Here is a 24,568-nt window from a genome sequence, read left to right as displayed (position 1 = left end):
AAATAACCAGTATAAAAAATGAAAATCAAGTACTATTTATTAGCCGCAATACTTATTACTACGCTGCACTCGTGCGTAATGCTGTCACCCAAAAAATACAAGGCTATGTTAGCCGACCGTGATTCATTGCAAAACCGTAGTAGCAGCCTGGAAGCGCAAGTATCAAGTCTGCAAGCAGATACCGCCCGCTTGCACCATGAAATAGCTGAATTGAAAGGTAAATACCAGGCGCTAAATGATAAATACCACACACTGGATAGTAATTACACTGCATTAGGTAATAACTATAATGCCAGCTCATTCAAAGTTAGCCAGCTATCAACTGATTTGCGTGCACGCGAAGCACGTTTAAAACAGGTAGAAGATATTTTGCATAAACAGGATGAAGCCACCAATGCGCTGAAGGATAAATTACAGCAGGCATTACTGGGCTTTCAGCAAAGCGGCTTAACTGTTGATGTGAGGAACGGGAAGGTATATGTGTCATTAGCGGATAAGTTGCTATTCCCATCGGGTAGTATAGTGATAAATGAAAAAGGCAAATCGGCGTTACAGCAGTTAGCTGCCGTGTTGAATAAACAACCTGATATTAATATTGCTGTGGAAGGCCATACGGATGATAAAAAGGTAATTAACCTGGGCCAGATAAAAGACAACTGGGACCTAAGCGTATTGCGTGCCACATCGGTAACACGTTACTTAACCGAAACGGAGAATGTTGATCCGCACCGTTTAACAGCAACCGGCAAAAGCCAGTTCCAGCCTAATGACCCGGCAAATACAGAAGAGGCCCGCGCCAAGAACAGAAGGATAGAGATTGTACTTTCACCAAAACTGGATGAGCTGTACAATTTAATTTCAAAATAATTGAAAGGCTCCCCATCAATCGGGAGCCTTTTTTGTTATACATATCGTGTTATATATTAATAATATGTCATTGCGAGCGATAGCGTGGCAACCTCGTCGCGTTTGATATACGTGCGACGAGATTGCTTCGTCGTTCCTCCTCGCAATGACATGGTTTTTAATTAGCTATCATCATGAAACAATACGCCATCATCTCCGATATCCACGGTAACTCCAACGCTTTACAAGCTGTTTTGCAGGATATCAAGTCACGCAATATCGATATCATCATTAACCTGGGCGATTTCTTTTTCGGCGCGCTGGAGCCAGCCGAGACCGCTAAGATTTTGCAGGATATCCCGATGATCTGCATCAGCGGTAATACCGACAGGGAGATTGTAGAGAATAAAGATAAAGAAGGCATGCCCAGAGTGAGGGCTGAACTATCCGCAGAAACTATAAACTGGTTAAAAGATCTGCCTAAAACTACTACGGTTGATGACCTGATATTTGTTTGCCACGGCACACCCGAAAGTGATGATGAATACCTGCTTGAAAAGGTAACCCAACACGGCGTTTTTGTTTATAACGATGAGGATTTAATAGAAAAGACCAAACACATTAAAGAAAAAGTGATCCTCTGCGGGCATTCGCATGTAAACAGGGTGATTTATTTATCAAATGGAAAGCTAATAGTGAATCCAGGGAGTGTGGGTTTACCTGCCTATTTAGGTAATGCCGAATACCGTTTCGCCATGGAATCAATGACACCACATGCCAAATATGCCATTATACAAGCCGATGGTGACGATATTAATGTAGAACAGATCAATTACACTTACGACTGGAATGCTGCCGCCCAAAGAGCCAGAAATAATGGTAACGATAAAGTAGCAGAGTTTCTATTACATGGCCGCATGCCCAAAGCTCTGCGAATAGACTAAGCTTCTAAACCTTAAACTTTCAACTAATCAACCGATTCCATCAGCGTATTAAAGATCACAAACTTATTTTCATAACGCTGCTGATGTACGGCATTAAGACCGCTTAAATGTTCGGTAAAATAGGTGTTGATGTGTTCAAGTTTCTCAGTATAATATTGCACACAACTGGTAACGCCCTCATTAGGTGAATCGATAACCTTTAGTATCTGGAATGATTTAAATAAACCGGTAGCCATCACCGCAGGGATATGCACCTCTTTCATCCAGGTCAGCCATTCATCGTAAATGGTTTCTTCAACTATTATGGTTTCGTTGTATATGATCATGGGGCAAAAATACGAATTTTTCAATCGCCAACTATACACCTTCACCAGGCGTCATTGCGAGCGATAGCGTGGCAATCCCCGACTATGCAGGTCTGCTTGCATCATGCTGATTTGTCTTATGCAGCCGCTCATTGCCGCGGAGGCTACTACTTTTGTCTTGATACAAAAGGTAGCAAAAAATCAAGACAACAAGGATGCTTCCGCGCTCCCTGCCGGTTCTTCACGCTTTTTTCGCTGTTCGGTACGTTCGTACCTCACATCATACAAAAAGCTAAACCGACATTCACGCCTCTACGCTGGCCCGCCCTTGTTGTCAGGGCCGACGCTCTTTTGATTAAAAACGTTTCTTTTAAAGTCCTCTTCTTTGGAGAGGATTATTCATAATATGATTTGTTTTTCGATGGCATTCATGAGGACTTCGCCGTTTAGAAGAGGTTCCTCCGTCAGTAGAACAGCTTCGGGCGAAATCAGGCAAAAACTATGGTGGCCTTGTGCGGTGGCAGGGCATAGGAAATTTTTGCAGTGCATGGGGCATAGCAGTAATATGGCCGCAAAAAGATTCCAGCCCAGGTTTTGCCTGATTTGCAGGACAAGCCCTGTGCGGCAAAGAAGCATTTCTACTGACTTGACTTTTTGGTACTTTTGTGTCGAAGACAAAAGGACTAGGCCTAGCGGCTATGAGCGATACCATGAGAAAAGTAAACATGGTTATCCGATTACATATTGGAAATCATTCAGGACATATAAACATCGTCATCAGTAAGCTTCAGTTGCAAACTGAAGCCAGTAACGGCTCTGTAATGGCTAGAGGTTGCATCATAACTCGCAATGACGCTTGGAGAAAAATTCCTAACTTGCCGGTTGATCCCCTCTAATCGTCCTGAACCTTTTCCTGGCCTCATTTATCCATAAACTACCCGGATAATCAGTAATGATCTTTTGATAATACATCTTAGCCTGCGCTTTATCAGCTAACTGGTTCTCATAAATATCGCCCAGCATAAAAACGGCATCATCGGCCCATAGGTTGGTGGGATGGGTTTCTACTATCTTTTTCAGTAGGGGTATCGCGTCGGTATATTTTTTTTGCTGGATAAGTATGCGTGCCTTGGCCATCAGTATATCATCAGTAAGCGCATTATTAGGAAATTTTGTATCGATACTATCCAATGTTTTAACAGCTTTTTCAGGCTCTTCCGCAAAAATGAGCAGATCGGCACGGGCATAAACCTTTAGCGCGGCACCGCTACTGTCGGCGGCAAGGTTGTCAGTTATCAGCAAGGACAAATTAAGCGCGTCGTTAGCTATCAACTGCGAAGTAGCAGCTTTCAAAACATTCAGCTGTCTTTTAGACCAGTCGAAATCACCGGTATAATAGCCGAGTTTGGCGTTCCTGAATTTAGCATCCTGCCCAACATCCGTATTTGGGAAATCCTTTTCCACCTGACTGTATAAAAGAGTGGCATCCCATTGGTTGCCATTAATGAGGTAAATATCACCCAGATCAAGCTTGCAGGTGGCCAGCAGATCGGGGCGTACACCCGGAATGCTGATCACCTCTTCCAGTAATTTTTGCGCATCGGCCCATTTATGCAGTTTAAAAGCCTGCAGGGTAGCCAGCTTATGCATTGCAAATGCGGTATTAGTGCCTTTGCCAAATTCAGTCAGCAGATCCTGATAATCTTTTTCCAGTCCTGCAAGATCATCATGCGTATACTTGCCCGAGGTTATTTTTAAACTTTTTGCGTTGATCAGCTCCACTTTTGCCGCTACATAGAACTGACCATCCTTGCCCTTATCAATCAGGAATTGATATCCTCTGATAGCCTCGTCATAAGCCTCATTATTTACCAGTGTTTGGCACAATTCATAAATGTTGTTACCACTGTCATTATTCCTGCGGTTTAGGGCAAGTGCCTGGTTTAGTGCCTGGTCAAAATCCTTTTGCTGCAAATACTGCCATATCAGCAGATCGACGTAAATCGGTTGGTCGGGATTCTTTTGTATCCTTTTAAAGAGAGCCGTTTTAAGCATATTATAATCAGCCTCTCCCTCATATATACCCGATAATATATTCTCCGCCTGTGCTACATAAGCCGGATTTGCTGGTAAAAAGTTTAAATACTCCTCGCTTAAAGCAACTTTATCGCCCTTATAGCGGTAAAGCGTTAGCAGTTCAAATGAAAACAGGTTGTCATTCTTTAATACCTTACGGCCCTGTTCAAGTGTTTTTATTGAATAATCAATATTCGAGTTTTGATAAAACTGGTTGGCAACATTGGTAAACGCCATTTGATCGGCAGGCAGGTTTTTGATCAGTCCATCATAAAGCTGGCTTGCTTTATCGCCATTACCATTTTGGGTGTAGATGGATCCAAGGGTAATAACATATTCGCTATTATCGGGGTGCTTGCGGATCATTTTCTGCGAAATGCTCTCGGCCTCGTTAAATTTTTTCAGGCTCAGCAGGCATTTTATATAGGGCGAAAAATAATTCTCGTTTGATTGTTTGTAGAGTTTTTGGTAAATCTCCAATGCTTTTTGCTGCTCGCCATTAGCCGCGTATTGAGCCGCCAGTTGCATATCATCGGTTTGCGCAAAAACCTTTGAATAGCTGCCAATAAAAACAAGAAAAATAATTATGTTGAACCACTTCATCTACTCAAAAATAGTTAATTATATTAATGGAATCTTTAGGTTGGATTAATATTTAAACATAGATGAATGGGTAAAATTATAGTGACATATTGTATTAGCTAATGTAATTTGCATAATTTGACCTAATTAAGAGATTGAGGTTGATTTGAAAATGTTAAAGCAGTTCAAAATATTATTTTTAATACTGGGTATCGCTACCGGTTTATCTTCCTGCCTAAGGAATAAGCCGGCTGAGATACCTATAAGCGATTTTTTTAAGACCCCGCAAAAAACATTTTTTAAAATATCGCCTGATGGCAAATATGTTTCCTACTTTAAACCTTATAAAGACAGGCAGAACCTTTTTATAGAGTCGCTGGCAGATGGTAAGGAACAAATGGCTACCGGCTTTGAGGGATACTCAGTACGTGATTATTTCTGGACCTTTGATAACCAGATCATTTTTAGTCAGGATATAGTTACAGCTGATGAGTTCAAACTGTTCGCGCTTGACCTGGCTACTTTAAAGGTAAGGCCGATCCTTTCTGAAAGTAAAGTAAAGATCCGTATCCTGAGCCGCAGCAAAATGGAGCCGGATATCATTACCATAGGGATGAACAAGCGCGACCCGAGTTATTTTGATATCTATAAACTGAATATTAAAACCGGGGAGTTAAAGCCATACCTGATGAACCCGGGTAACTTAACCGAGTGGTTCCCCGATCAGAACGGTAAAATACGATTGGTTAAAGCTTCAGATGGCGTTGATGAAACCATACTTTACAGGCCGAATGACAATACGCCATTCAAAAGGATCATCGTAAATAATTTTAAGGACCGTGTTGAGCCGATAGCCTTTACAGGTGATAAAAATTATTTTTATGCGCTATCTAATATTAATCGCGACAAAACCGCGCTTGTTGAGATAAATGCTGAAAATGGTAAGGAAGAAAAAGTTATATATGCTAATGATAAGGCCGACATAATAAATGTTGAATATTCAAAAAGCAAGCACCGCCTTGAGTATGCCTCGTGGGAAGAAGACCGCCCGCAAGTGCATTTCTTTGATACAATAGGCGAACGCATTTATAATACGTTAAAAGTTAAGTTTAAAGGCGACCAAATAAAAATTATTGACAGAGATAGCGCTGAAAATAAATTCATTATTGGCGTTTATACCGATCGTTGCCCGGGTTCTTTTTATTTACATGATATCAGAACCAATATACTTACCAAGCTGGGCGATATAAACCCGAGCCTTAAATGTGATGATTTATGCGCCATGCAACCCATTTCGTACAAAGCGAGTGATGGCACCCTTATTAACGGCTACCTTACCTTGCCTAAAGGCGATAAAAAAACTAATTTGCCTGTAGTGGTAATGCCGCACGATTGGCCATTTGGCCCAATGAGCCGCAACTCATGGGGCTATAATCCCGAAGTACAGTTTTTGGCAAATAGGGGTTATGCGGTATTCCAGGTGAATTACCGGGGCTCAACCGGGTACGGAAAGGCTTTCCACAGCGCGGGCTTTAAACAGGTAGGCGGCAAAATACAACAGGATATTACTGACGGGGTAAACTGGCTCATTAAGAACAAAACAGCCGACCCTAAAAAAATAGCCATATTTGGCGGTGGCTTTGGTGGGTTCTCGGCATTGTATGGGGTGTCCTTTCATCCAGGATTGTATAATTGCGCTATAGTACAGTACGGCCTCATTAACTTTTTTACTTATATAAAGGACGCGCCGCCATATTTTAAGCCATCATTACAAATGATGTATGAAATGGTGGGCAACCCTGAAACCGATGCCGACCAATTAAGGGCCATATCGCCGGTGTTTCATACCGATAAAATAAAGGTGCCATTGCTTATTTTCGAGGGGGCTAAGGATCCTCGGGCAAACATTAGCGAATTAAACCAGTTTGTTATTGAACTGCGTAAACAAAATGTGCCTGTGTATTATTTTTTAAAGGATAATGAGCGAGCCTTTTTCAGAAATGAGCATAACAGGATGCAGATGTATCACGAAATAGAAAAGTTCCTGGATAATAATATGCGGGCTAAACCATGATCCCCATGTTGTCATGAAACTACATAGAGGCGTATACCGCAAAAACTTTTCGTTGATCATTGTCTTCATGGCGTTGATATCAGTAACGCTGGTAATAGCGCTGGTGATATCCTACAACCTTACCTCGAAGTATGTCGAGAACGAGTTTGCATCGAAAAAAATTGATGTGCTTGATGAAACCATTAAACCATACAATGATTTCTTTCTGAATAAAATACCTGAAATAACCCTATACCAGGGCTATCTTACCTTTTCATCTGCGGCCAATTATTCAAGTTCTGTTTTTCAGGCCTATCCATTCGTTAAAAAGATTGATTTTTATGAGATTGCAATAGGCAGCAAGCCTGCACAGGTAAAAGATGGTAATAACCTTGATATTACGATCAAATCGGTTTATGAATACAAGCTTAAGAAAGGCGCAGTGGTTAACGTGCAGCGAAGAAATGATATTTATAATGAAGATTTCAGGGATATGGCCACTAAACTGAATGACTATATAGCCAATTCTGATACTTCACGCGGATCAACGCCCGACGAGATATTCAAAACATTTTATGATGTTAAGCCCGATAAAATAAGCTATATGAATATTCTGCGTCGCGAGGATGTGAAGATCTATCGCGACCTGCAACAGCATGTACATCCGGGTGTTGCCTACAAGCAAAACATGATGACCTTTTTGCTCGACCCCTATATGCTAAAGGTGAAAAACTCGCATAAAGAATTATATCAGAGTATATCTATTAAACCGGTTGTGTATTACCCGCTTGATAATGACCCCGGCGATAATATAACTACCGAGGTGGCTTTTCCGGGTACATTTTCTAATTATAAGCTGTACTTTAAATCAGCCAATGGTTACCTCACCGCCGAAAGTAATCGTCGCTTTATGCCTATTGGCGGTACAATAATACTTATCTATCTTTTTTTGATGCTGATAGGTTATCTTATCTATCGTAATTTAAAGATCAACCTGCGCTTGTTCAAGCTGCAATATGATTTCATTAATAACTTTACCCATGAGTTTAAAACGCCGGTAAGTGTAATAAAAATTGCCGGGTCGAATTTACGTGGTGGCGGCGAATTATCGGAAAGGCAGCTTATGCATTACGGTAAAATTTTGGATGAAGAGGCTGATAAGCTTAATGATTTGATGACTAAATTGCTGTCGTTCACCCAGATTGAAAATAAATCTATCGACCTGAAAAAAGAAGAAATAGATATAAACGACTTTGTAAAACGGTATATTGATAGCTTTAAAATGAAGTATGCCGATTTTAAGCTGGAGGCCAAAATAAACAATGTGGATACTATTTTCACTGATCCCGTGTTATTAGGTAGCATATTTCAGAACCTGGTGGAGAATGCCTATAAATATTCGCATCCGCAGAAAAAAGAATTGAATGTAACTATTACAGGTACTAAAAAAAGCATTGTATTTTCATTTGCCGACAAAGGCATAGGTATACCAAAGAGTGAATTAAACAATATATTTAATAAATTTTACAGAATAGAAAACCAGTATAACCAAAACGGAAGTGTTGGGCTCGGTTTGGCTTTTTGTAAAGAGTTAGTTAATTTTATGGACGGGGAGATAACGGTAAACAGCAAGATCGATCAAGGGTCGGAGTTTATTGTTACGCTGCCAAATGATAATTAAAGTATATGAACAGAGAAATAAAAATCGCGCTGGCTGAAGATGATGAAAATCTGCGTTTTTTAGTTGCAGAGCGTATGCAATCAGAAGGGTACAAAGTATTGGAAGCCAGTAATGGCGATGAAGCTGAAACCATCATATTAACAGAACATCCCGACATTGTATTGCTCGACTGGATGATGCCCGGTAAACAGGGTTCAGAAGTTTGCGAGAATGTACGTGCCAAAGGTTTTGATAAGCTCATCATCATGATGACTGCCAAGGGCCAGGATGTAGATAAAATCGAGGCTTATAACTTCGGCGTATCTGATTATATCACCAAACCCTTTAATATGGATGTTTTGGTAGCAATGATTGATAACAAGATCAAGTTTTCACTGAACAGCGAAAAATCTGAGTCGTATCGCTTTGCTAACATGGAGCATTTGCCGAACACTCACTTATTAATAAAGGATGGCCGTAAAGTTGAGCTTACTATATTAGAGAACAGGATATTGTTATACTTCCTGAAAAACCAGAACAAGGTAATAAACCGCGAAGAGCTGATGATGGAAGTGTGGGGCTACAACGCTGATGTAAACACCCGTACCCTTGATATGCACATTGTGCGCCTTCGTAAAAAGATAGAAACTAACGCTGATTCACCGCAATATCTGCAAACGGTTAGGGGGATTGGATATAAGTTTGTTTATCAGGGGTAAGAAATACATCACATAACCACCATGTCATTGCGAGGAGGAACGACGAAGCAACCTCGTCGCTTGCTTCCAAATTAATGTTTATTGAAGTTTTATAAATGGAACTCCAGCAATACCATGTCTATATAATCGCAAATAAGTCAAATACTGCATTGTATACTGGCGTAACCAGTGATCTTAAGGATAGAATTTTGCAACATAAACAAAAAGTTTATAAAGGTTTTACAGCAAAATATGAATGTAATAAGTTGGTTTATTATGAACGATTCCAATGGATAGATGATGCCATTGCAAGAGAAAAGCAACTAAAAGGTGGTTCAAGAAAAAGGAAAATAGATCTGATCATAGCTGATAATCCATCATGGGGTGATTTGACGGAAGATTGGTATGATTAGAAAAATATAGGGCAATCTCGTCGCTTGTATATTAAACGCGACGAGGTTGCTTCGTCGTCCCTCCTCGCAATGACATGAGGAGAAACGAACGCCTATCCTACGACAAATACTTCCCAACAATCGGCATCCTTCTACCCATACCAAACGCTTTTGACGATACCCTTAAAATAGGTGGCGTTTGATACCTTTTATGCTCTGCCAGGTTAATAAGTTTGATGGTACGCCTAACGGTTTGCTCATCGTAACCCATTCTGATAATATCTCCTGATGAACGACGGTTCTCTACATATTCAGCGATGATCTTATCCAGGATATCATACTCAGGTAATGAGTCGCTGTCCTTCTGATCGGGCCTTAGCTCTGCCGATGGTGGTTTGATGATAGAGTTTTCAGGGATGATCTCACGCTCGCGGTTAATGTAGCGTGCCAGTTCAAATACCTGGGTTTTGTAAACATCGCCAATTACAGAGATGCCGCCGCACATATCACCATATAGGGTACCATAACCAACTGCTGCCTCGCTTTTGTTAGAGGTGTTCAGTAAGATATAGCCAAACTTATTACACATCGCCATCAATAAAATAGCCCTGCTGCGCGATTGTATATTTTCTTCGGCAATATTAAATGGCAGGTTCTTGAACTGCGGCGATAACGCGGCTTCAAATGCTTCAGTAACGTGTTTTATCGCGATGATCTCATGCTTGCAGCCTAAGTTTTCAACCAAATCTTCCGCATCTTTTAAGGAATGATCGCTTGAGAAACGTGAGGGCAATAATACCGCCATTACATTCTCAGCACCTAATGCTTCAGCAGCTAATGCGCATACCACGGCAGAATCGATCCCGCCTGACAAGCCCAGTATCGCCCGACTAAATCCTGATTTATAAAAATAATCCTTAATGCCTAAGATAACCGCCTGGTGTATCTGCTCAATATCCGCAGGGCGTTCAGTTTTTAGTGTTGCAGGTTGGTGCAGTTTAATGCCGGCATCCTTTTCTAAAGTATAATAGGTGAGGCTTTCCTCAAAATAAGGCAGCTCATCCACCAGTTTGCCGGTGTTATCAAATACCAATGATCCGCCATCAAAAATAAGCTCCGTTTGTGCGCCAACCTGGTTTACATAAAATAATGGCAGATTGTACCTGCTGGCGTTATCACGCAAAATATCAATACGCTCATCATCATGCTTCACTGCAAATGGCGAGGCAGCTATATTTATCATTACATCGGGCTGCTGCTCAATCAGGATATCCATCGGCCGGGTAACATACAGCGGGTTCTCTATATTGTTCCACAAGTCCTCGCAGATGGTTAATGCTATGCGGTGCCCTTTAAAATCAATACAGCTAAACTGTGTTGATGGCTCAAAATAGCGGTACTCATCAAAAATATCATAGTTAGGCAGCAGTGCTTTGTTAACGGTGGCTTTTATCTCGCCATTCTCAATAAAATAAGCGGAGTTCCACAGGTCTTTACCTTCGGAATCATTATTAGGCGTAGGTATGCCAATAATGCAGGCCATATCGGTACAAGCCGCTGCAATTTTTTTTGCAGACTGATCGCACAGGTCAATAAACTCATCAAACTCCAAAAAATCACGTGATGGGTACCCGCAAACACATAATTCGGCAAATACCACAAGGTCGGCACCGTTTTGCCGGGCTTTGTTGATGTTATCGATAATTTTGGCGGTGTTCGATTCAAAGTTACCTATATGATAGTTTAGCTGCGCTAATGCAATTTTCATTGTATGAATAGATAGTGAAGAAAAAACTTAATTTTGCTCAAAGTATAAAAATGATCGCTACTCCAAACATTAAAAAACAAATTTACCTAATTTTTTCAATCGGCCTGCTACTTACAGCCTGTAACCGTCATAAAAAAGTTGATGTAAGCAATATACATGTAGATGTTACCATAGAACGCTTTGATAAGGATTTTAATGATATGGAGGTAAAGCCGATGAAACAGCAGTCGCTTTTCATGATCAATAAATACGGAATGTTTTACAAGGATTTTGTGGAGCAGATATTACAGGCCGGCAAAATAACAGATACCGCGTATTTTCAAACCTTGCGCGATGTATTTAAAGGAAAGCCTTATCAGGATTTGAAGCATGATGTAGATTCGGTATATCCGAATTTAGATGCACAAAATGCTGCGTTAACAGATGCCTTCAGACGCATAAAATATTATTTTCCGAAGGAGAAACTGCCGAAGGTATATGCCTATTTCTCGGGTTTTGAAACACCAACAGCAATTGGAGATGGTTATTTTGCTGTTGGCTTGGATCTTTTCCTGGGTGCAAATTCTCGGTTTTACCCTGCTTTAACTAAGGCTTATCCGCACTACCTGTCGCGCAACTTTACACCGGATAATATTGCGCCACGTGTTGTTGAGGGCGTAATACGTGAGGATATGTTCCCGGAGAATGATGATAATGGCACATTGCTCGCCAAAATGATTTATAACGGCAAGATCATGTATATGATGGATCAGGTTTTACCTGATTTGCCTGATTCAGTGAAAATACAATACACCGATAAACAATTGAAATGGTGTACAGGGTTTGAATCCAACATTTGGGCCTATTTTTTAGACCAGAATTTATTGTACGAAACAGATTATCATAAAATTCAGATGTTTTTAACCGTGGCTCCGTTCACTCCAGGCCTTGGCGAAAAGAATGAATCTGCACCAAAACTTGGTATATGGACAGGCTGGCAAATCGTACGCAAATACATGGATAAACATCCGGAAGTTACCCTGCCGCAGCTAATGGCAAATACAGACGCCCAAAAGATACTAGGTGATTCGAATTATCATCCTAAATAGGTGAGTGGTTTATTTAGTTGATAAAGTGAATGGTTTTAATGCAGCTTAACTTAAGCTACCCCAATCAACTACTCACCATTCACCTAATCAACTACTCTCTAACCTTAAACGGCCCAAACAATTTAATAATCTCCTGTTTACGGTAAGCGAAGATATTTTTGATCTGTTTTTTAACCAGTATGTCATTGGCAAATCGGCCCAAAAAACCATAGGGGATAGCATAGTGCAAAATATCGGTCATTAACACACCACCCTTAACCTCCTTAAAATGATGCTGGTGATGCCACAGCGCATATGGGCCGAAACGTTGTTCATCAACAAAGTATTCGTTTTCCTTTACGTGGGTTATCTCTGTCATCCAGTTCATTTTTATTCCCAATAAAGGAGTGATCTTATAAGTGATGATCATGCCGGGGTACATTTTGGTATTTGCATCATAGTCGGATGTTACTATAAATTTCATTTGAGGCGGGGTGATCTTCGCCAAATTAAATGGCGATGAAAAGAAATTCCAGGCCTCAGCCAATGGAATAGGTAGGTACTGCTCAAATTTCTTATGGTACGTTTTCACTTATATATAAGCCGTAATCCGGTCTTATTGTTTTGTTTATTTGGGGCGAAATGTTAGTTTAAACCCTTGCGCATTTCCATTAGGTGCTTGCTAAACCCAGCCTTTTCATAAGCACGGATAGCGGGTGCGTTTTCGTCATAAACATCTAAACGTAATTCAGTCATATTTTGGCTGATGGCCCATTTTGTTAGGGCCTCAATAACCAGTTTGTTTACGCCTTTACCACGATGTGCCGGATCAACATACATAAAACCAAGGTACGCGTGCTGCTTATGTTTTAAATAGATCCGCCCGTTTTCAATACGGGCATAGCCGCACCCAATAATTTCGGAGCCTGATTCTGCCACCACAATTTCAATATGCGGAGCTTCTATCAGGTGTACAATATCATAATAATTAACGTGCCCGTCTTTTATGGTAACATCAAAGGGACGTTCGGCCTTAATAACACCCTGTTCAAATCGCAATAGGGTGTCAAGGTCATTTATAGTGGCTGTTCTGATAGTTATTGTTTCCATTATATTAAAAATGCGTCGAAGTAGGATTGTTCTTTTACTTATAGGCCTCCTGGCAGCATGTCCGGACGTATGCTGGCCTGGTAAATCGAAATTTAAGTGGTTGTATTCTGATATATTTTAGTCTGCAACAGGTGGCAAATGTTACAGGCGATGCGGATTATTTTAATTTATCTGCCAATAAAGTCAGCAACTCTTTAAAATCCTTTTCATCATAGCCCATAGATTGATAAATGATCTTTCCGCTCTCATCTATCACAATAGTGCGCGGGATGTATTGTGTGGCATAAAGGTTATAGATCTTTTTATCCGCGTCAGGTATCATGGGGAAGGTATACTTGTTTTTCTCCTTAAAAGGCAGGGTTTTATCCCAGTCTTCACCACGGTCGAAAGCGAAAAGCGCAAATTTGGGGTTGTCCTTATATTTTTCCCATATTTCTTTTTGCACCCTCGGCAGCTCCATGCGGCATGGCGGGCACCAGGTAGCCCAAAAATCTATTACAACAATTTTGCCTTTATAATCGGCCAAACTGGCTGTTTTTTCTTTATCAGGATGGAAAGTAAAGTTGGGAGCGAGGTCGCCTACTTTGTTGTGGGTAGTGGTGTCGGTTTGCTGTGCCCGGCTTAAAAAAGGGGCAAGGATTACCAGCAAAAGCAAGAATACTTTTTTCATAGCGATGTTTTTGGCAAGATAAAAAACATCGCCTAAACTTAACAGGCTTTATTGCACTATTTTATTGGCGCAATAAGAACTGGCAAAAGCCTCGGGTTTAGCTTTAAATACAAAGCCCATGCTTAAAATATAGCCCATCGCCTCGTGCAAAGCCTGGTTCGATTTAAACATCGGGTTGGTATTAATGTCGGCATGTACTTCCAGATCAACCTCGTACAGATCAAGCAAATCGCAAAGCCTGTAAGCTATGTCAATTGATTTTTGTACTTCAGAAAGCATACGTTCCTTAATGCTCATTTTTTGTGAAGTGCGTTCCTGGTGGATGAACATAAAACCGCCCCGGGCCTCGCGTAAAAACACAATAACTGTAGCAAAATCAGTCACATTACCTTTTACCTGCGAATCGGTACCGATACAAACTTTAAGCTTATTGCCGAGCAAACTTTCTCTTTCAATAGCTCTTTCAACTTCTTCAATGATGGGTAATTGGATGATCTCTCCACTAAATTTTCTCCAGGTCATAAAAATTGATTTAAGTTAATTTGTTACAACCTGATTTTCAGGTTTATAAAAATAAGCTATAAGCTTTCATATTAACGTTAAATAGGTGTCATTTATTTGTTAACATTTAACACTATATCAACACGTTGTGTCGAAATATGTTGTCAAAAATATTTTCAGACCCTATTGTTAACATATGCCAGCTATTACGTACTTTGCTTTTTTATATTAATTGCCTCAATTAACCAATCATGAAAACAATAAAATGGGTATCGGCAGCCTTGCCATTATTGATACTTACAGCCTGTAATCATCAGCCTAAAGATCAATCGTCCGAAATGCCAAAACGTACCGTGTTTTTTGATAAATCGGGCATGGATACAACCGTAAACCCTGCCGACAACCTTTTCTTATACGCCAATGGTACCTGGCTAAAAAATACCAAAATACCACCATCAGAAACCGGCTGGGGAGGCATGTACAGCATGACAGTTGAGAACCGCAAGCAATTGCACCAGATTTTGGAAGATGTATCCAAACAAGATAACCCCAAAGACAGCAAGGAGCAAAAAGTCGGCGACTTATACCTGAGCGGTATGGATACAACTGCTATTGATAAGTTAGGTTATGAACCGGTTAAGCCATTGTTGGCTAAAATTGACGCGGTAAAAGATTATAAACAATTGATTGACCTGTCGGCAAGCACATTTAATGATGGTGATGGGTTTTTGTTTGGTTTTTATACCGCTCCGGATGATAAGAACAGCAAACTGAATGTGGCCCATTTTGACCAGACCGGCCTGGAACTGCCTGAACGGGATTATTATTTCAATGCCGATTCAGCATCAGTAAAAATTCGTGCAGCTTATGTTACCTATATCACCAAACTGTTCACCTTAACTGGCGTTGATGCCGCAACCGCAGCTAAAAAGGCGGCTGATATATTAAAGCTGGAAACGGCCATAGCACAATCACATTTAACACCTACCGAATTACGCGACCCGCAAAAAAACTACAATAAGTTTGCAGTAAAAGATTTTGCCAAACAGATACCTGACATAGATTTTGAGCATGTGCTAACGCTGATGAACATCCATACCGATACCATATTGGTTGGGCAACCTAAATATTACGTTGCGCTTGATAAGCTGCTGAAAACCCAGCCTATCGGCATTTGGAAAGACAAACTTGACTTTATGGCCCTGGATGCATCATCATCATTATTAAGTAAGCCATTCAGAGATGCACATTTTGAATTTTATGGCAAGGTATTAAATGGACAGAAACAGCAGAAAGAGCGCTGGCGCGATATGGTTGAAGTGATAGATAACGGCCTTGGTGAATTACTGGGTCAATTATACGTAGCCAAATATTTTCCGCCTGATGCCAAAAAGCGTATGCTCGACCTGGTGAATAACCTGCAGGCGGTTTACAAGGAGCGCATTGAAAGGCTCGACTGGATGAGTCCGGCAACTAAAGAAAAAGCGCTTGCAAAATTGGCGGCGTTCAGCAAAAAGATAGGCTATCCTGATAAATGGAAAAATTATGACGATGTAACTATCAGCAAGGATGCTTATTACAAAAATATGCAGTCTATCTCCAAGCATAATTATAATGAAGAGCTAAAGAAGATAAACAAGCCGGTTGATAAAACCGAGTGGCAGATGACGCCATCAACCGTGGATGCTTATAATAATCCATACAATAATGAGATCGTTTTCCCTGCGGGGATATTGCAGTTCCCATTTTTTGACAAGGATGCCGATGATGCTATCAACTATGGCGCTATTGGTGTGGTAATAGGCCACGAAATGACCCATAGCTTTGACGATCAGGGCCGTCAGTATGATAAGGATGGTAACCTGAAAGACTGGTGGACACCCGAGGATGCAGCCAAATTTAAACAACGTGTACAGGTGTTGATAAATCAATACAATGGCTACACGGTGTTAAATAACCTGCATGTAAATGGCCGTCTCACACAAGGCGAAAACTTGGCAGATAATGGCGGTATGGCCATTGCCTACGAAGCTTTTAAAAGAACGCCTGAAGGCAAAAGCGATACAAAGATTGATGGCTTTACGCCGGATCAGCGTTTTTTCCTGTCGCTGGCGCAGGTATGGCGGATGAAGAAGAGTGACGAAGCGGTAAGGATGGATATTAACACCAACCCGCATTCGCCACCGATGTACCGTACTAATGGGCCTATGTCGAACATGCCATCGTTCTATAAAGCATTTAATGTGAAACCCGGTAATAAAATGTACAGGCCGGATAGTACTAGGGTTAAAGTTTGGTAGGAAAGTTACAAACTTTCCTGATCCGTGGGTTAAGTTATAGACTTAACCCAGTGGAAATGCGCAGTAACAATATTAATACAGCAATAATAAATCATGATCGAATGGTTTATTATTGCATTGCATAAGTATCTATAAAAACAATGAAATATCTTTTATCATTACCCGCTTTAGCGGCATTAGCATGTTTGTCGTTTGTAAATTATAAACCAGCTCCGGAACTCCCAACATATAAACATGTGATTGTGGTTGTGGAAGAAAACCATGATTACAGTGCGCTTATTGGCTCACCTAATTCACCATATATCAGCTGGCTTTCTGAACATGGCGCTTTGTTTACCGATTCGCATGGAGTTACCCATCCCAGTCAGGCAAATTATATAGCACTGTTTTCAGGTGGCCTTCAGGGCGTGGTAGCCGATGAATGCCTCGAGGGTAAAACATTCACAACACCGAACCTCGGCGCAGCATTGATCAGTAAAGGCTTTACTTTTAAAGGTTTTGCGCAAACTATGCCGTCTGTTGGGTTTTTGTCTTGCTATTATAAAACCAGTACGCTTACAGGGCAGGCGCTTTATGGGCGTAAGCATTGCCCATGGGTAAACTGGCAGGGAACAGGCCCCAATAATTTCCCTGCATCGCTTAGTCAGCCTATGACGGCTTTTCCGTCCGATTACAACAAACTGCCTACAGTAGCTTTTGTAATCCCCGATATGGATTACGATATGCACAATATAGGCGTTCCAGGCGATGCCGCAGCCATACAGCGCGGCGACAAATGGCTAAAAGCAAATATTGCCAAATACGCCGAATGGGCCAAGACCCACGACAGCCTGCTGATTGTAACGTTTGATGAAGACGATAGCCGTACATCAGCAAACCAAATACCTACTATTTTTTATGGTGCACATGTTAAAATAGGTAAATACAGCGAACATATCACCCATTATAATGTGCTGCACACATTGGAGGCTATGTTTAAATTGCCTGCTGATGATAAACAGAGCGGAGCAGTGATTAATGATGTTTGGGAGTAGGGAGGAAAGTTGCAAACTTTCCTGATCTGTAGGCTTCAGTCGCAGACTGAAGCCAGTGGAAGGAGATATAAAAAGCAAAGGCCCCTCAATTGAGGGGCCTTTGCTTTTTATCAAGTAAGTCATCCTGAACTTGTTTCAGGATCCCACAGGACAATTCGCCATGCGACTATTGTTCTTAATGATGCAAAAGACTTACGAAGTTTTTAAAACTTCGTAAGTCTGTCTTTACAAGATTAATCTTACACCGTCAACTTCTTATACTTGATCCTTTTCGGCGCAATATCCCCCAGGCGTTTCTTCCTGTTCTCCTCGTAATCCGAATAATTCCCTTCGAAGAAATAAACCTGTGAGTTACCTTCAAATGCAAGTATATGTGTACAGATCCTATCAAGGAACCACCTGTCGTGACTGATCACTACTGCGCAGCCGCCGAAGTTTTCCAATGCTTCTTCCAAAGCGCGGAGCGTGTTTACGTCAATATCATTGGTGGGCTCATCCAGTAATAATACGTTAGAGCCTTTTTTTAGCGTGATGGATAAATGCACCCTATTACGCTCACCGCCTGATAGTACGCCAACCTTTTTTTGCTGATCAGCACCATTAAAATTAAAGCGGGATACATAAGCGCGTGAGTTTAGCGGGCGATTGCCTACCATAATGGTTTCCAAACCGCCGGTTACGTTTTCCCAAACAGATTTGTTGGGGTCAAGGTCGTCATGCAACTGGTCAACATAACCTAAAGCCACGGTATCACCTACACGGAAAGTGCCTGTATCAGGCTGATCCTGCCCGGTAATTAAGCGGAATAGGGTGGTTTTACCCGCACCATTCGGGCCGATGATACCAACTATACCTGCCGGTGGTAAAGAGAAGTTCAGGTTATCAAACAATAACTTATCGCCGTATGATTTACTTACGCCGTTGGCCTCGATCACTATATTACCCAAGCGTGGGCCAGGCGGAATGAATAGTTCCAGTTTTTCTTCCCTGTCCTTAGTTTCCTCCGATGCTAATTTATCATAATTTGATAAACGGGCCTTTGATTTGGTATGACGGCCTTTTGGCCCCATGCGTACCCATTCCAGCTCACGCTCCAAAGCTTTCTGGCGTTTACTCTCAGTTTTATCCTCCTGCGCCAGGCGTTTAGCCTTCTGGTCGAGCCATGATGAATAATTACCTTTCCAAGGGATACCCTCGCCGCGGTCAAGCTCCAATATCCAGCCGGCAACGTTATCCAGGAAGTAGCGGTCGTGGGTTACGGCTATAACGGTACCTTTATATTGTTTAAGGTGTTGTTCCAGCCAATCTATCGACTCTGCATCTAAGTGGTTGGTAGGCTCATCCAGCAATAAAACATCAGGTTCTTTCAGCAACAAACGGCATAATGCCACCCTGCGGCGCTCACCGCCCGATAGTACCGCTATTTTGGTATCGGGTTCCGGGCAACGCAGCGCATCCATGGCACGCTCCAGTTTGGTGTCCAGTTCCCAGGCGTTTACGGCATCAATTTTATCCTGCAGTTCACCCTGGCGGGTCATCAGCTTATCCATTTTATCAGCATCGCTGTAATACTCCTCCAAACCAAATTTCTCGTTGATCTCCTCGTACTCCTTTAATAAAGCGGTTATTTCGCTTACACCTTCTTCCACAACCTCGCGTACGGTTTTGTTGGGATCAAGCTCAGGTTCCTGGCTTAAGTAGCCTACGGTATATCCGGGCGAAAAAACTACTTCGCCTATATTGGTTTTATCAATGCCTGCTATTATTTTTAATAACGATGATTTACCGGAGCCGTTCAAACCTATAACGCCGATTTTGGCGCCATAAAAAAACGACAGATAAATATTCTTTAATACTGTTTTTTGCGGAGGATAGATCTTGCTAACCCCGGCCATTGAAAATATAATCTTCTCGTCTGCCATTACTAATATTTTGTAAAGGCAAATATCTATTAATATAGATAATTTACAACGGGTAAAGCTTTAAATTAATTATTGGGTAAAGGGATAATCAACAGGTATCTTTATATTCAGTTAATCTTGAATAAATATTTCACGCTCAGTAAATCAAATCGTCTACTTCTTACGTATATATAATTAGGCGTGCTTATTATGACAGTATGATTTATGCCTAAATGTCATATTGCTGTATAAGCTATTCCACATTTGGCGTATTTGGGGAAAATAATGCTTAACAGGTTAAACTATTTGAAGTATTTATACTCGAAAATATATAACTTATTGAAACATTGTCAAAAAACGCATTTGTAAATGTTTTTGTAAATAAAAATTCTTTGAATGGTAACTAAAATAATAGATTGCGCATCATAATAATGTCTGTTTTATTATAGTTATAAAAGTTGGCAACAATATTGTTGATAAGTGTAAAGAAACACGCCATTATTAATAAAACAATTTATTAAATTAGTGACGTACTAAAATCAGAAAGGTATATATGGAAGCTAAATTTTCGCCGCGGGTTAAGGATGTTATTCAATATAGCAGGGAAGAGGCTTTACGCCTTGGGCATGATTATATTGGTACAGAACACCTTTTACTCGGATTAATACGCGATGGAGACGGTGTAGCTATTAAACTACTTAAGGAGTTAACCGTTGATACCGCCAAGTTGCGCCGCGCCGTTGAAGACGCCGTTAAAGGCACAATAGGCACTAATGTACATATCGGAAGCATCCCATTAACTAAACAAGCAGAAAAAGTATTGAAGATAACTTACCTTGAAGCTAAAATATTTAAAAGTGATGTAATTGGTACTGAGCATTTGCTGCTGTCTATTTTACGTGATGAAGATAACATCGCATCGCAAATACTAATGCAGTTTAATGTTAACTACGAGATCTTTAAAGGCGAAGTTGAATCACACAAAAATGATGTGACCGACGAAATGCCTGGCTCACCTACAGGGGGTGAAGATGAATTTAAGGAAGATGACTCTTTTAGCCAGCCTAAAAAAGTATCTGACATAAAATCAAAAACACCTGTGCTGGATAACTTTGGCCGCGATTTAACAAAAGCTGCTGAAGATGGCCGCCTTGATCCGATAGTAGGTCGTGAAAAAGAAATTGAACGCGTATCGCAGATTTTATCGCGCCGTAAAAAGAACAATCCTATTTTAATAGGCGAACCTGGTGTAGGTAAATCAGCTATTGCCGAAGGTTTGGCTTTACGCATTGTACAGCGCAAAGTATCACGCGTGTTGTTTAACAAACGTGTGGTTACGCTTGATCTGGCTTCATTGGTTGCAGGTACTAAATACCGTGGCCAGTTTGAAGAACGCATGAAAGCGGTAATGAACGAATTGGAAAAATCTCCGGATGTAATTTTATTCATAGATGAGATCCATACCATAGTTGGCGCAGGTGGCGCTTCTGGCTCGCTTGATGCATCGAATATGTTTAAACCGGCTTTGGCACGTGGAGAGATCCAATGCATTGGCGCTACAACATTAGATGAATACCGCCAGTACATTGAAAAAGACGGCGCTTTAGACCGTCGTTTCCAAAAGGTAATGGTTGAGCCTGCTACTCCTGATGAAACCATCGAGATATTGAACAGGATCAAAGAAAAATATGAAGAACATCACGGTGTAACTTATACTCCCGAAGCTATTAATGCCTGCGTTGCTTTAACCACCAGGTATATTACTGACAGGTTTTTACCTGATAAGGCGATAGATGCTTTAGATGAATCAGGATCACGCGTTCACTTAACCAATATCCATGTTCCGCAGAATATTTTGGATATTGAGCAAAAGATAGAGCTGATCAAGGTTGAGAAAAATAAAGTTGTTCGCAGCCAGAAATATGAGGAAGCAGCTAAGCTCCGCGATACTGAAAAACACCTGCTTGAAGAACTTGACCAGGCTAAAGCAGTATGGGAAGCAGAAACAAAATCAAAACGTTACACTGTAACTGAAGATAATGTTGCTGAAGTTGTAGCCATGATGACCGGCATACCGGTACAAAAGGTTGGCCAGGCTGATAGCCAGAAATTGCTGAACATGTCTGAAACCATTGGCGGAAAGATCATTGGTCAGGAAGAGGCTATCAAAAAATTAACCCGCGCTATACAACGTACACGTGCAGGCTTAAAGGATCCAAAAAAACCGATTGGCTCATTTATATTCTTAGGTCCAACCGGTGTTGGTAAAACTGAGCTTGCCAAAGAGCTTGCCCGTTTTATGTTTGATACCGAGGATGCGCTGATACAGATAGATATGAGTGAGTACATGGAGAAATTCGCAGTATCACGTTTGGTAGGAGCGCCTCCGGGCTATGTGGGTTATGAAGAAGGCGGACAGCTTACTGAAAAAGTACGCCGTAAACCATACGCAGTAGTATTGCTTGATGAGATTGAAAAAGCTCACCCTGATGTATTCAACATACTGTTACAGGTATTGGATGAAGGACAGTTGACTGATTCATTAGGCCGTAAGGTTGATTTCAGGAATACCATCATCATCATGACATCAAACATTGGTGCACGTCAGTTGAAAGACTTTGGTCAGGGTGTAGGTTTCAGTACCAATGCCAAAACCAACCAGGCTGATGCACACTCAAGAGGTGTTATTGAAAATGCTTTAAGGCGCGCTTTTGCTCCTGAATTCCTGAACCGTATTGATGATGTGATCGTGTTTAACTCATTAGGTAAGGACGAGATCTTCAAAATTATCGATATCGAGCTGGCTTACCTGTTTAGCAGGGTTAACAGTCTTGGTTACAAAATTGAGCTTACCCTTGGCGCTAAGGAATTTATTGCTGAGAAAGGATATGATTCGCAATTTGGGGCCCGTCCGTTAAAACGTGCTATCCAGAAATATTTGGAAGATCCAATTGCTGAAGAAATTCTGAAAGGTGAACTTAGTGAAGGTGATACTATGGAAGTGGATTATGACAAAGAAGCCAACGAAATAAAGATCGTCGACAGAAAAGGGGAAAAGAAAAAGCCTGAAGAAGAAGAACAGAAATAATTAAATACTTTACATAAAAAAAGTGCCCGTTGATAACTTAACGGGCATTTTTTTTGTTGCAAAAACGTTAAATTATGTTAAAATTGAGGTTTAGTAAAAAAATGCAACAAAAAATATAAACCTTTTTTAAACCTTTTTGCGGAACTTTGGTCTATATTAAAACTTAAGCATTCTATTATTATGAAAAAAATCTTATTCTTATTGTTAATCAGCGGAGCGTTATTAGCGAGCTCGTGCACTAAAAACTACGCGGTAGTACCTAATCAAACATCATATGCCACTCTGGCCTCAACAGATTGGTCTACCACGGATAATGGGTTAAATTACACTGCATCAATTACACCAGCCAAAGGTAATTTTGGTTTATCATCAGATGGTATTCTGATCTATTTTACATTTGATGGTGGTAAAAGCTATGAGCAAATCCCGGAAGTATATAATAATGTATCATATACTTATACAAATGACGGTGGTACTATAACGCTATATGCTCAATCAGCTAATGGTGCACAAACTATTTCGGTTCCGCCTGCATTAGGTACAAAAATTGTAGTCGTTCCATCTAACTAATTTAGTTGAATAATGACTAGTTGATTAGAGATTAGTTGCTACAGTTAAAAATTACCAAAAGAAAAGCCCTGATACAATCAGGGCTTTTCTTTTGGTAATTAATTTTTTAACTACTTAACTAAAATTCAATTAATCTCTAATCAACTAATTAACCAGTCAACTAACTTACTCTTTCTCCATTTGCTCAATAACAGCTTGAGAAACTCCGGTGAATGAGAAGCCGCCATCGTGGAAAAGATTTTGCATGGTAACCATTTTGGTAAGGTCAGAGAACAGGCTTACGCAATAATCAGCACATTGATCAGCCGATGCATTACCTAGTGGACTCATTTTTTCAGCATAGCTGATAAATCCGTCAAAACCTTTAACGCCTGAACCTGCAGTAGTACGGGTTGGTGATTGTGATACTGTATTGATACGTACTTTTTTCTCAACGCCATAGAAATAACCAAAGTTACGTGCTATACTTTCCAGCATCGCTTTACCATCCGCCATATCATTATAGCTAGGGAACACACGCTGACCAGCAATATAAGTTAACGCCACAACTGATCCCCATTCGTTAATAGCATCTTCTTTCATAGCAATCTGCAATACACGGTGTAAGCTGATAGCTGAAATATCAAGACCCTTGTGGGTGAAATCGTAATTATTTTCGGTATAAGGAATGTTTTTGCGCACGTTAATACTCATACCTATCGAGTGCAGTATAAAATCAACACCTCCGCCAAAATGCTCTTTAGCTTTTACGAAAAGGTTGGTAATATCATCAGCATTGGTAACATCCGCAGGGATAACCGGGGCATTGATCTCTTCGGCAAGTTTATTGATAGTGCCCATACGCAAAGCAATAGGGGCATTGGTTAATACTATTTCGGCACCCTCGGCATAACAATGCTGAGCTGTTTTCCAGGCGATGGAGTTCTCATCCAATGCGCCAAAAATAATTCCTTTTTTGCCTTTTAATAAGTTATAAGCCATGTTTTGAATTTTGTTTATAGGC

Annotated in this window: 20 protein-coding genes; 11 read left to right on the top strand and 9 right to left on the bottom strand. The window is 40.8% G+C overall.

Features of this window, described 5'->3' with window-relative positions:
- Positions 1-18 precede the first annotated feature (18 nt).
- The gene (locus tag BLU33_RS18625; RefSeq protein WP_091376534.1) at positions 19-867 is read left to right on the top strand and encodes an OmpA/MotB family protein; all 849 of its coding nucleotides are present in this window, start codon (positions 19-21) and stop codon (positions 865-867) included.
- A gap of 173 nt (positions 868-1,040) precedes the next feature.
- Positions 1,041-1,790 carry a metallophosphoesterase family protein gene (locus tag BLU33_RS18620; RefSeq protein WP_091376531.1) on the top strand — a complete coding sequence of 250 codons (750 nt, stop codon included), beginning with the start codon at positions 1,041-1,043 and terminating at the stop codon, positions 1,788-1,790.
- A 23-nt stretch (positions 1,791-1,813) separates the two neighbouring features.
- Here BLU33_RS18620 and BLU33_RS18615 read toward each other — a convergent pair whose 3' ends face one another.
- Both BLU33_RS18615 and BLU33_RS18605 read right to left on the bottom strand, forming a co-directional pair.
- Positions 1,814-2,116: a DUF4286 family protein gene (locus BLU33_RS18615; protein WP_091376528.1), complete on the bottom strand. Its 303-nt coding sequence runs from the start codon at positions 2,114-2,116 to the stop codon at positions 1,814-1,816.
- Positions 2,117-2,965: 849 nt separating this feature from the next.
- Positions 2,966-4,774 carry a tetratricopeptide repeat protein gene (locus BLU33_RS18605; RefSeq protein WP_091376522.1) on the bottom strand — a complete coding sequence of 603 codons (1,809 nt, stop codon included), beginning with the start codon at positions 4,772-4,774 and terminating at the stop codon, positions 2,966-2,968.
- A gap of 151 nt (positions 4,775-4,925) precedes the next feature.
- Between BLU33_RS18605 and BLU33_RS18600 the strand changes: the two genes are divergently transcribed.
- The 4 genes from BLU33_RS18600 to BLU33_RS18585 all read left to right on the top strand — a co-directional run bounded on the left by BLU33_RS18600 (position 4,926) and on the right by BLU33_RS18585 (position 9,577).
- Positions 4,926-6,827 (top strand): alpha/beta hydrolase family protein, encoded by a 1,902-nt coding sequence (locus tag BLU33_RS18600; protein WP_091376519.1) that lies wholly within the window; start codon positions 4,926-4,928, stop codon positions 6,825-6,827.
- Positions 6,828-6,840: 13 nt separating this feature from the next.
- Entirely contained in the window at positions 6,841-8,487 is a 1,647-nt protein-coding gene (locus BLU33_RS18595; RefSeq protein ID WP_091376515.1) for a sensor histidine kinase, read from the top strand.
- Positions 8,488-8,492: 5 nt separating this feature from the next.
- The gene (locus BLU33_RS18590; protein ID WP_091376512.1) at positions 8,493-9,185 is read left to right on the top strand and encodes a response regulator transcription factor; all 693 of its coding nucleotides are present in this window, start codon (positions 8,493-8,495) and stop codon (positions 9,183-9,185) included.
- A gap of 95 nt (positions 9,186-9,280) precedes the next feature.
- Positions 9,281-9,577 carry a GIY-YIG nuclease family protein gene (locus tag BLU33_RS18585; RefSeq protein WP_091376509.1) on the top strand — a complete coding sequence of 99 codons (297 nt, stop codon included), beginning with the start codon at positions 9,281-9,283 and terminating at the stop codon, positions 9,575-9,577.
- A 97-nt stretch (positions 9,578-9,674) separates the two neighbouring features.
- Here BLU33_RS18585 and BLU33_RS18580 read toward each other — a convergent pair whose 3' ends face one another.
- Positions 9,675-11,324 (bottom strand): NAD+ synthase, encoded by a 1,650-nt coding sequence (locus BLU33_RS18580; protein ID WP_091376506.1) that lies wholly within the window; start codon positions 11,322-11,324, stop codon positions 9,675-9,677.
- A gap of 50 nt (positions 11,325-11,374) precedes the next feature.
- Between BLU33_RS18580 and gldB the strand changes: the two genes are divergently transcribed.
- Positions 11,375-12,412 (top strand): gliding motility lipoprotein GldB, encoded by a 1,038-nt coding sequence (gene gldB / locus BLU33_RS18575; protein WP_091376504.1) that lies wholly within the window; start codon positions 11,375-11,377, stop codon positions 12,410-12,412.
- A gap of 91 nt (positions 12,413-12,503) precedes the next feature.
- Here gldB and BLU33_RS18570 read toward each other — a convergent pair whose 3' ends face one another.
- The 4 genes from BLU33_RS18570 to BLU33_RS18555 form a co-directional block, all read right to left on the bottom strand.
- On the bottom strand, positions 12,504-12,983 hold the full coding sequence (locus BLU33_RS18570; protein WP_091376501.1) for an SRPBCC family protein: 480 nt from the start codon (positions 12,981-12,983) through the stop codon (positions 12,504-12,506).
- A gap of 53 nt (positions 12,984-13,036) precedes the next feature.
- Positions 13,037-13,501 (bottom strand): GNAT family N-acetyltransferase, encoded by a 465-nt coding sequence (locus BLU33_RS18565; RefSeq protein WP_091376497.1) that lies wholly within the window; start codon positions 13,499-13,501, stop codon positions 13,037-13,039.
- Between the two features lie 157 nt (positions 13,502-13,658).
- Entirely contained in the window at positions 13,659-14,171 is a 513-nt protein-coding gene (locus tag BLU33_RS18560; RefSeq protein WP_091376494.1) for a TlpA family protein disulfide reductase, read from the bottom strand.
- 48 nt (positions 14,172-14,219) lie between these two features.
- Positions 14,220-14,693, bottom strand: a complete 474-nt coding sequence (locus BLU33_RS18555) for a ribonuclease H-like YkuK family protein (protein WP_091376491.1) — start codon at positions 14,691-14,693, stop codon at positions 14,220-14,222.
- A 230-nt stretch (positions 14,694-14,923) separates the two neighbouring features.
- Here BLU33_RS18555 and BLU33_RS18550 point away from each other — a divergent pair, with 230 nt between their 5' ends.
- On the top strand, positions 14,924-16,972 hold the full coding sequence (locus BLU33_RS18550) for a M13 family metallopeptidase (RefSeq protein ID WP_091376488.1): 2,049 nt from the start codon (positions 14,924-14,926) through the stop codon (positions 16,970-16,972).
- A 140-nt stretch (positions 16,973-17,112) separates the two neighbouring features.
- Complete coding sequence (locus BLU33_RS18545) at positions 17,113-18,006, top strand: alkaline phosphatase family protein (RefSeq protein WP_091376485.1); 894 nt, start codon at positions 17,113-17,115, stop codon at positions 18,004-18,006.
- A gap of 239 nt (positions 18,007-18,245) precedes the next feature.
- On the opposite strand, the gene ettA is transcribed toward BLU33_RS18545, so the two are convergent.
- A complete protein-coding gene (gene ettA, locus BLU33_RS18540; protein WP_091376482.1) occupies positions 18,246-19,928 on the bottom strand; it encodes an energy-dependent translational throttle protein EttA in 1,683 nt (560 codons plus the stop codon).
- A 532-nt stretch (positions 19,929-20,460) separates the two neighbouring features.
- Between ettA and BLU33_RS18535 the strand changes: the two genes are divergently transcribed.
- Both BLU33_RS18535 and BLU33_RS18530 read left to right on the top strand, forming a co-directional pair.
- On the top strand, positions 20,461-22,995 hold the full coding sequence (locus BLU33_RS18535; RefSeq protein WP_091376479.1) for an ATP-dependent Clp protease ATP-binding subunit: 2,535 nt from the start codon (positions 20,461-20,463) through the stop codon (positions 22,993-22,995).
- A gap of 180 nt (positions 22,996-23,175) precedes the next feature.
- The gene (locus BLU33_RS18530) at positions 23,176-23,565 is read left to right on the top strand and encodes a hypothetical protein (RefSeq protein ID WP_091376476.1); all 390 of its coding nucleotides are present in this window, start codon (positions 23,176-23,178) and stop codon (positions 23,563-23,565) included.
- 165 nt (positions 23,566-23,730) lie between these two features.
- On the opposite strand, the gene BLU33_RS18525 is transcribed toward BLU33_RS18530, so the two are convergent.
- Entirely contained in the window at positions 23,731-24,546 is an 816-nt protein-coding gene (locus BLU33_RS18525) for an enoyl-ACP reductase FabI (RefSeq protein WP_091376472.1), read from the bottom strand.
- Between the last annotated feature and the right edge of the window lie 22 nt (positions 24,547-24,568).

The organism is Mucilaginibacter mallensis (assembly GCF_900105165.1).
Lineage (GTDB): Bacteria > Bacteroidota > Bacteroidia > Sphingobacteriales > Sphingobacteriaceae > Mucilaginibacter > Mucilaginibacter mallensis.
Note: the sequence above shows the minus strand (reverse complement) of the source record. Positions and strands in the feature narration are given on the sequence as shown.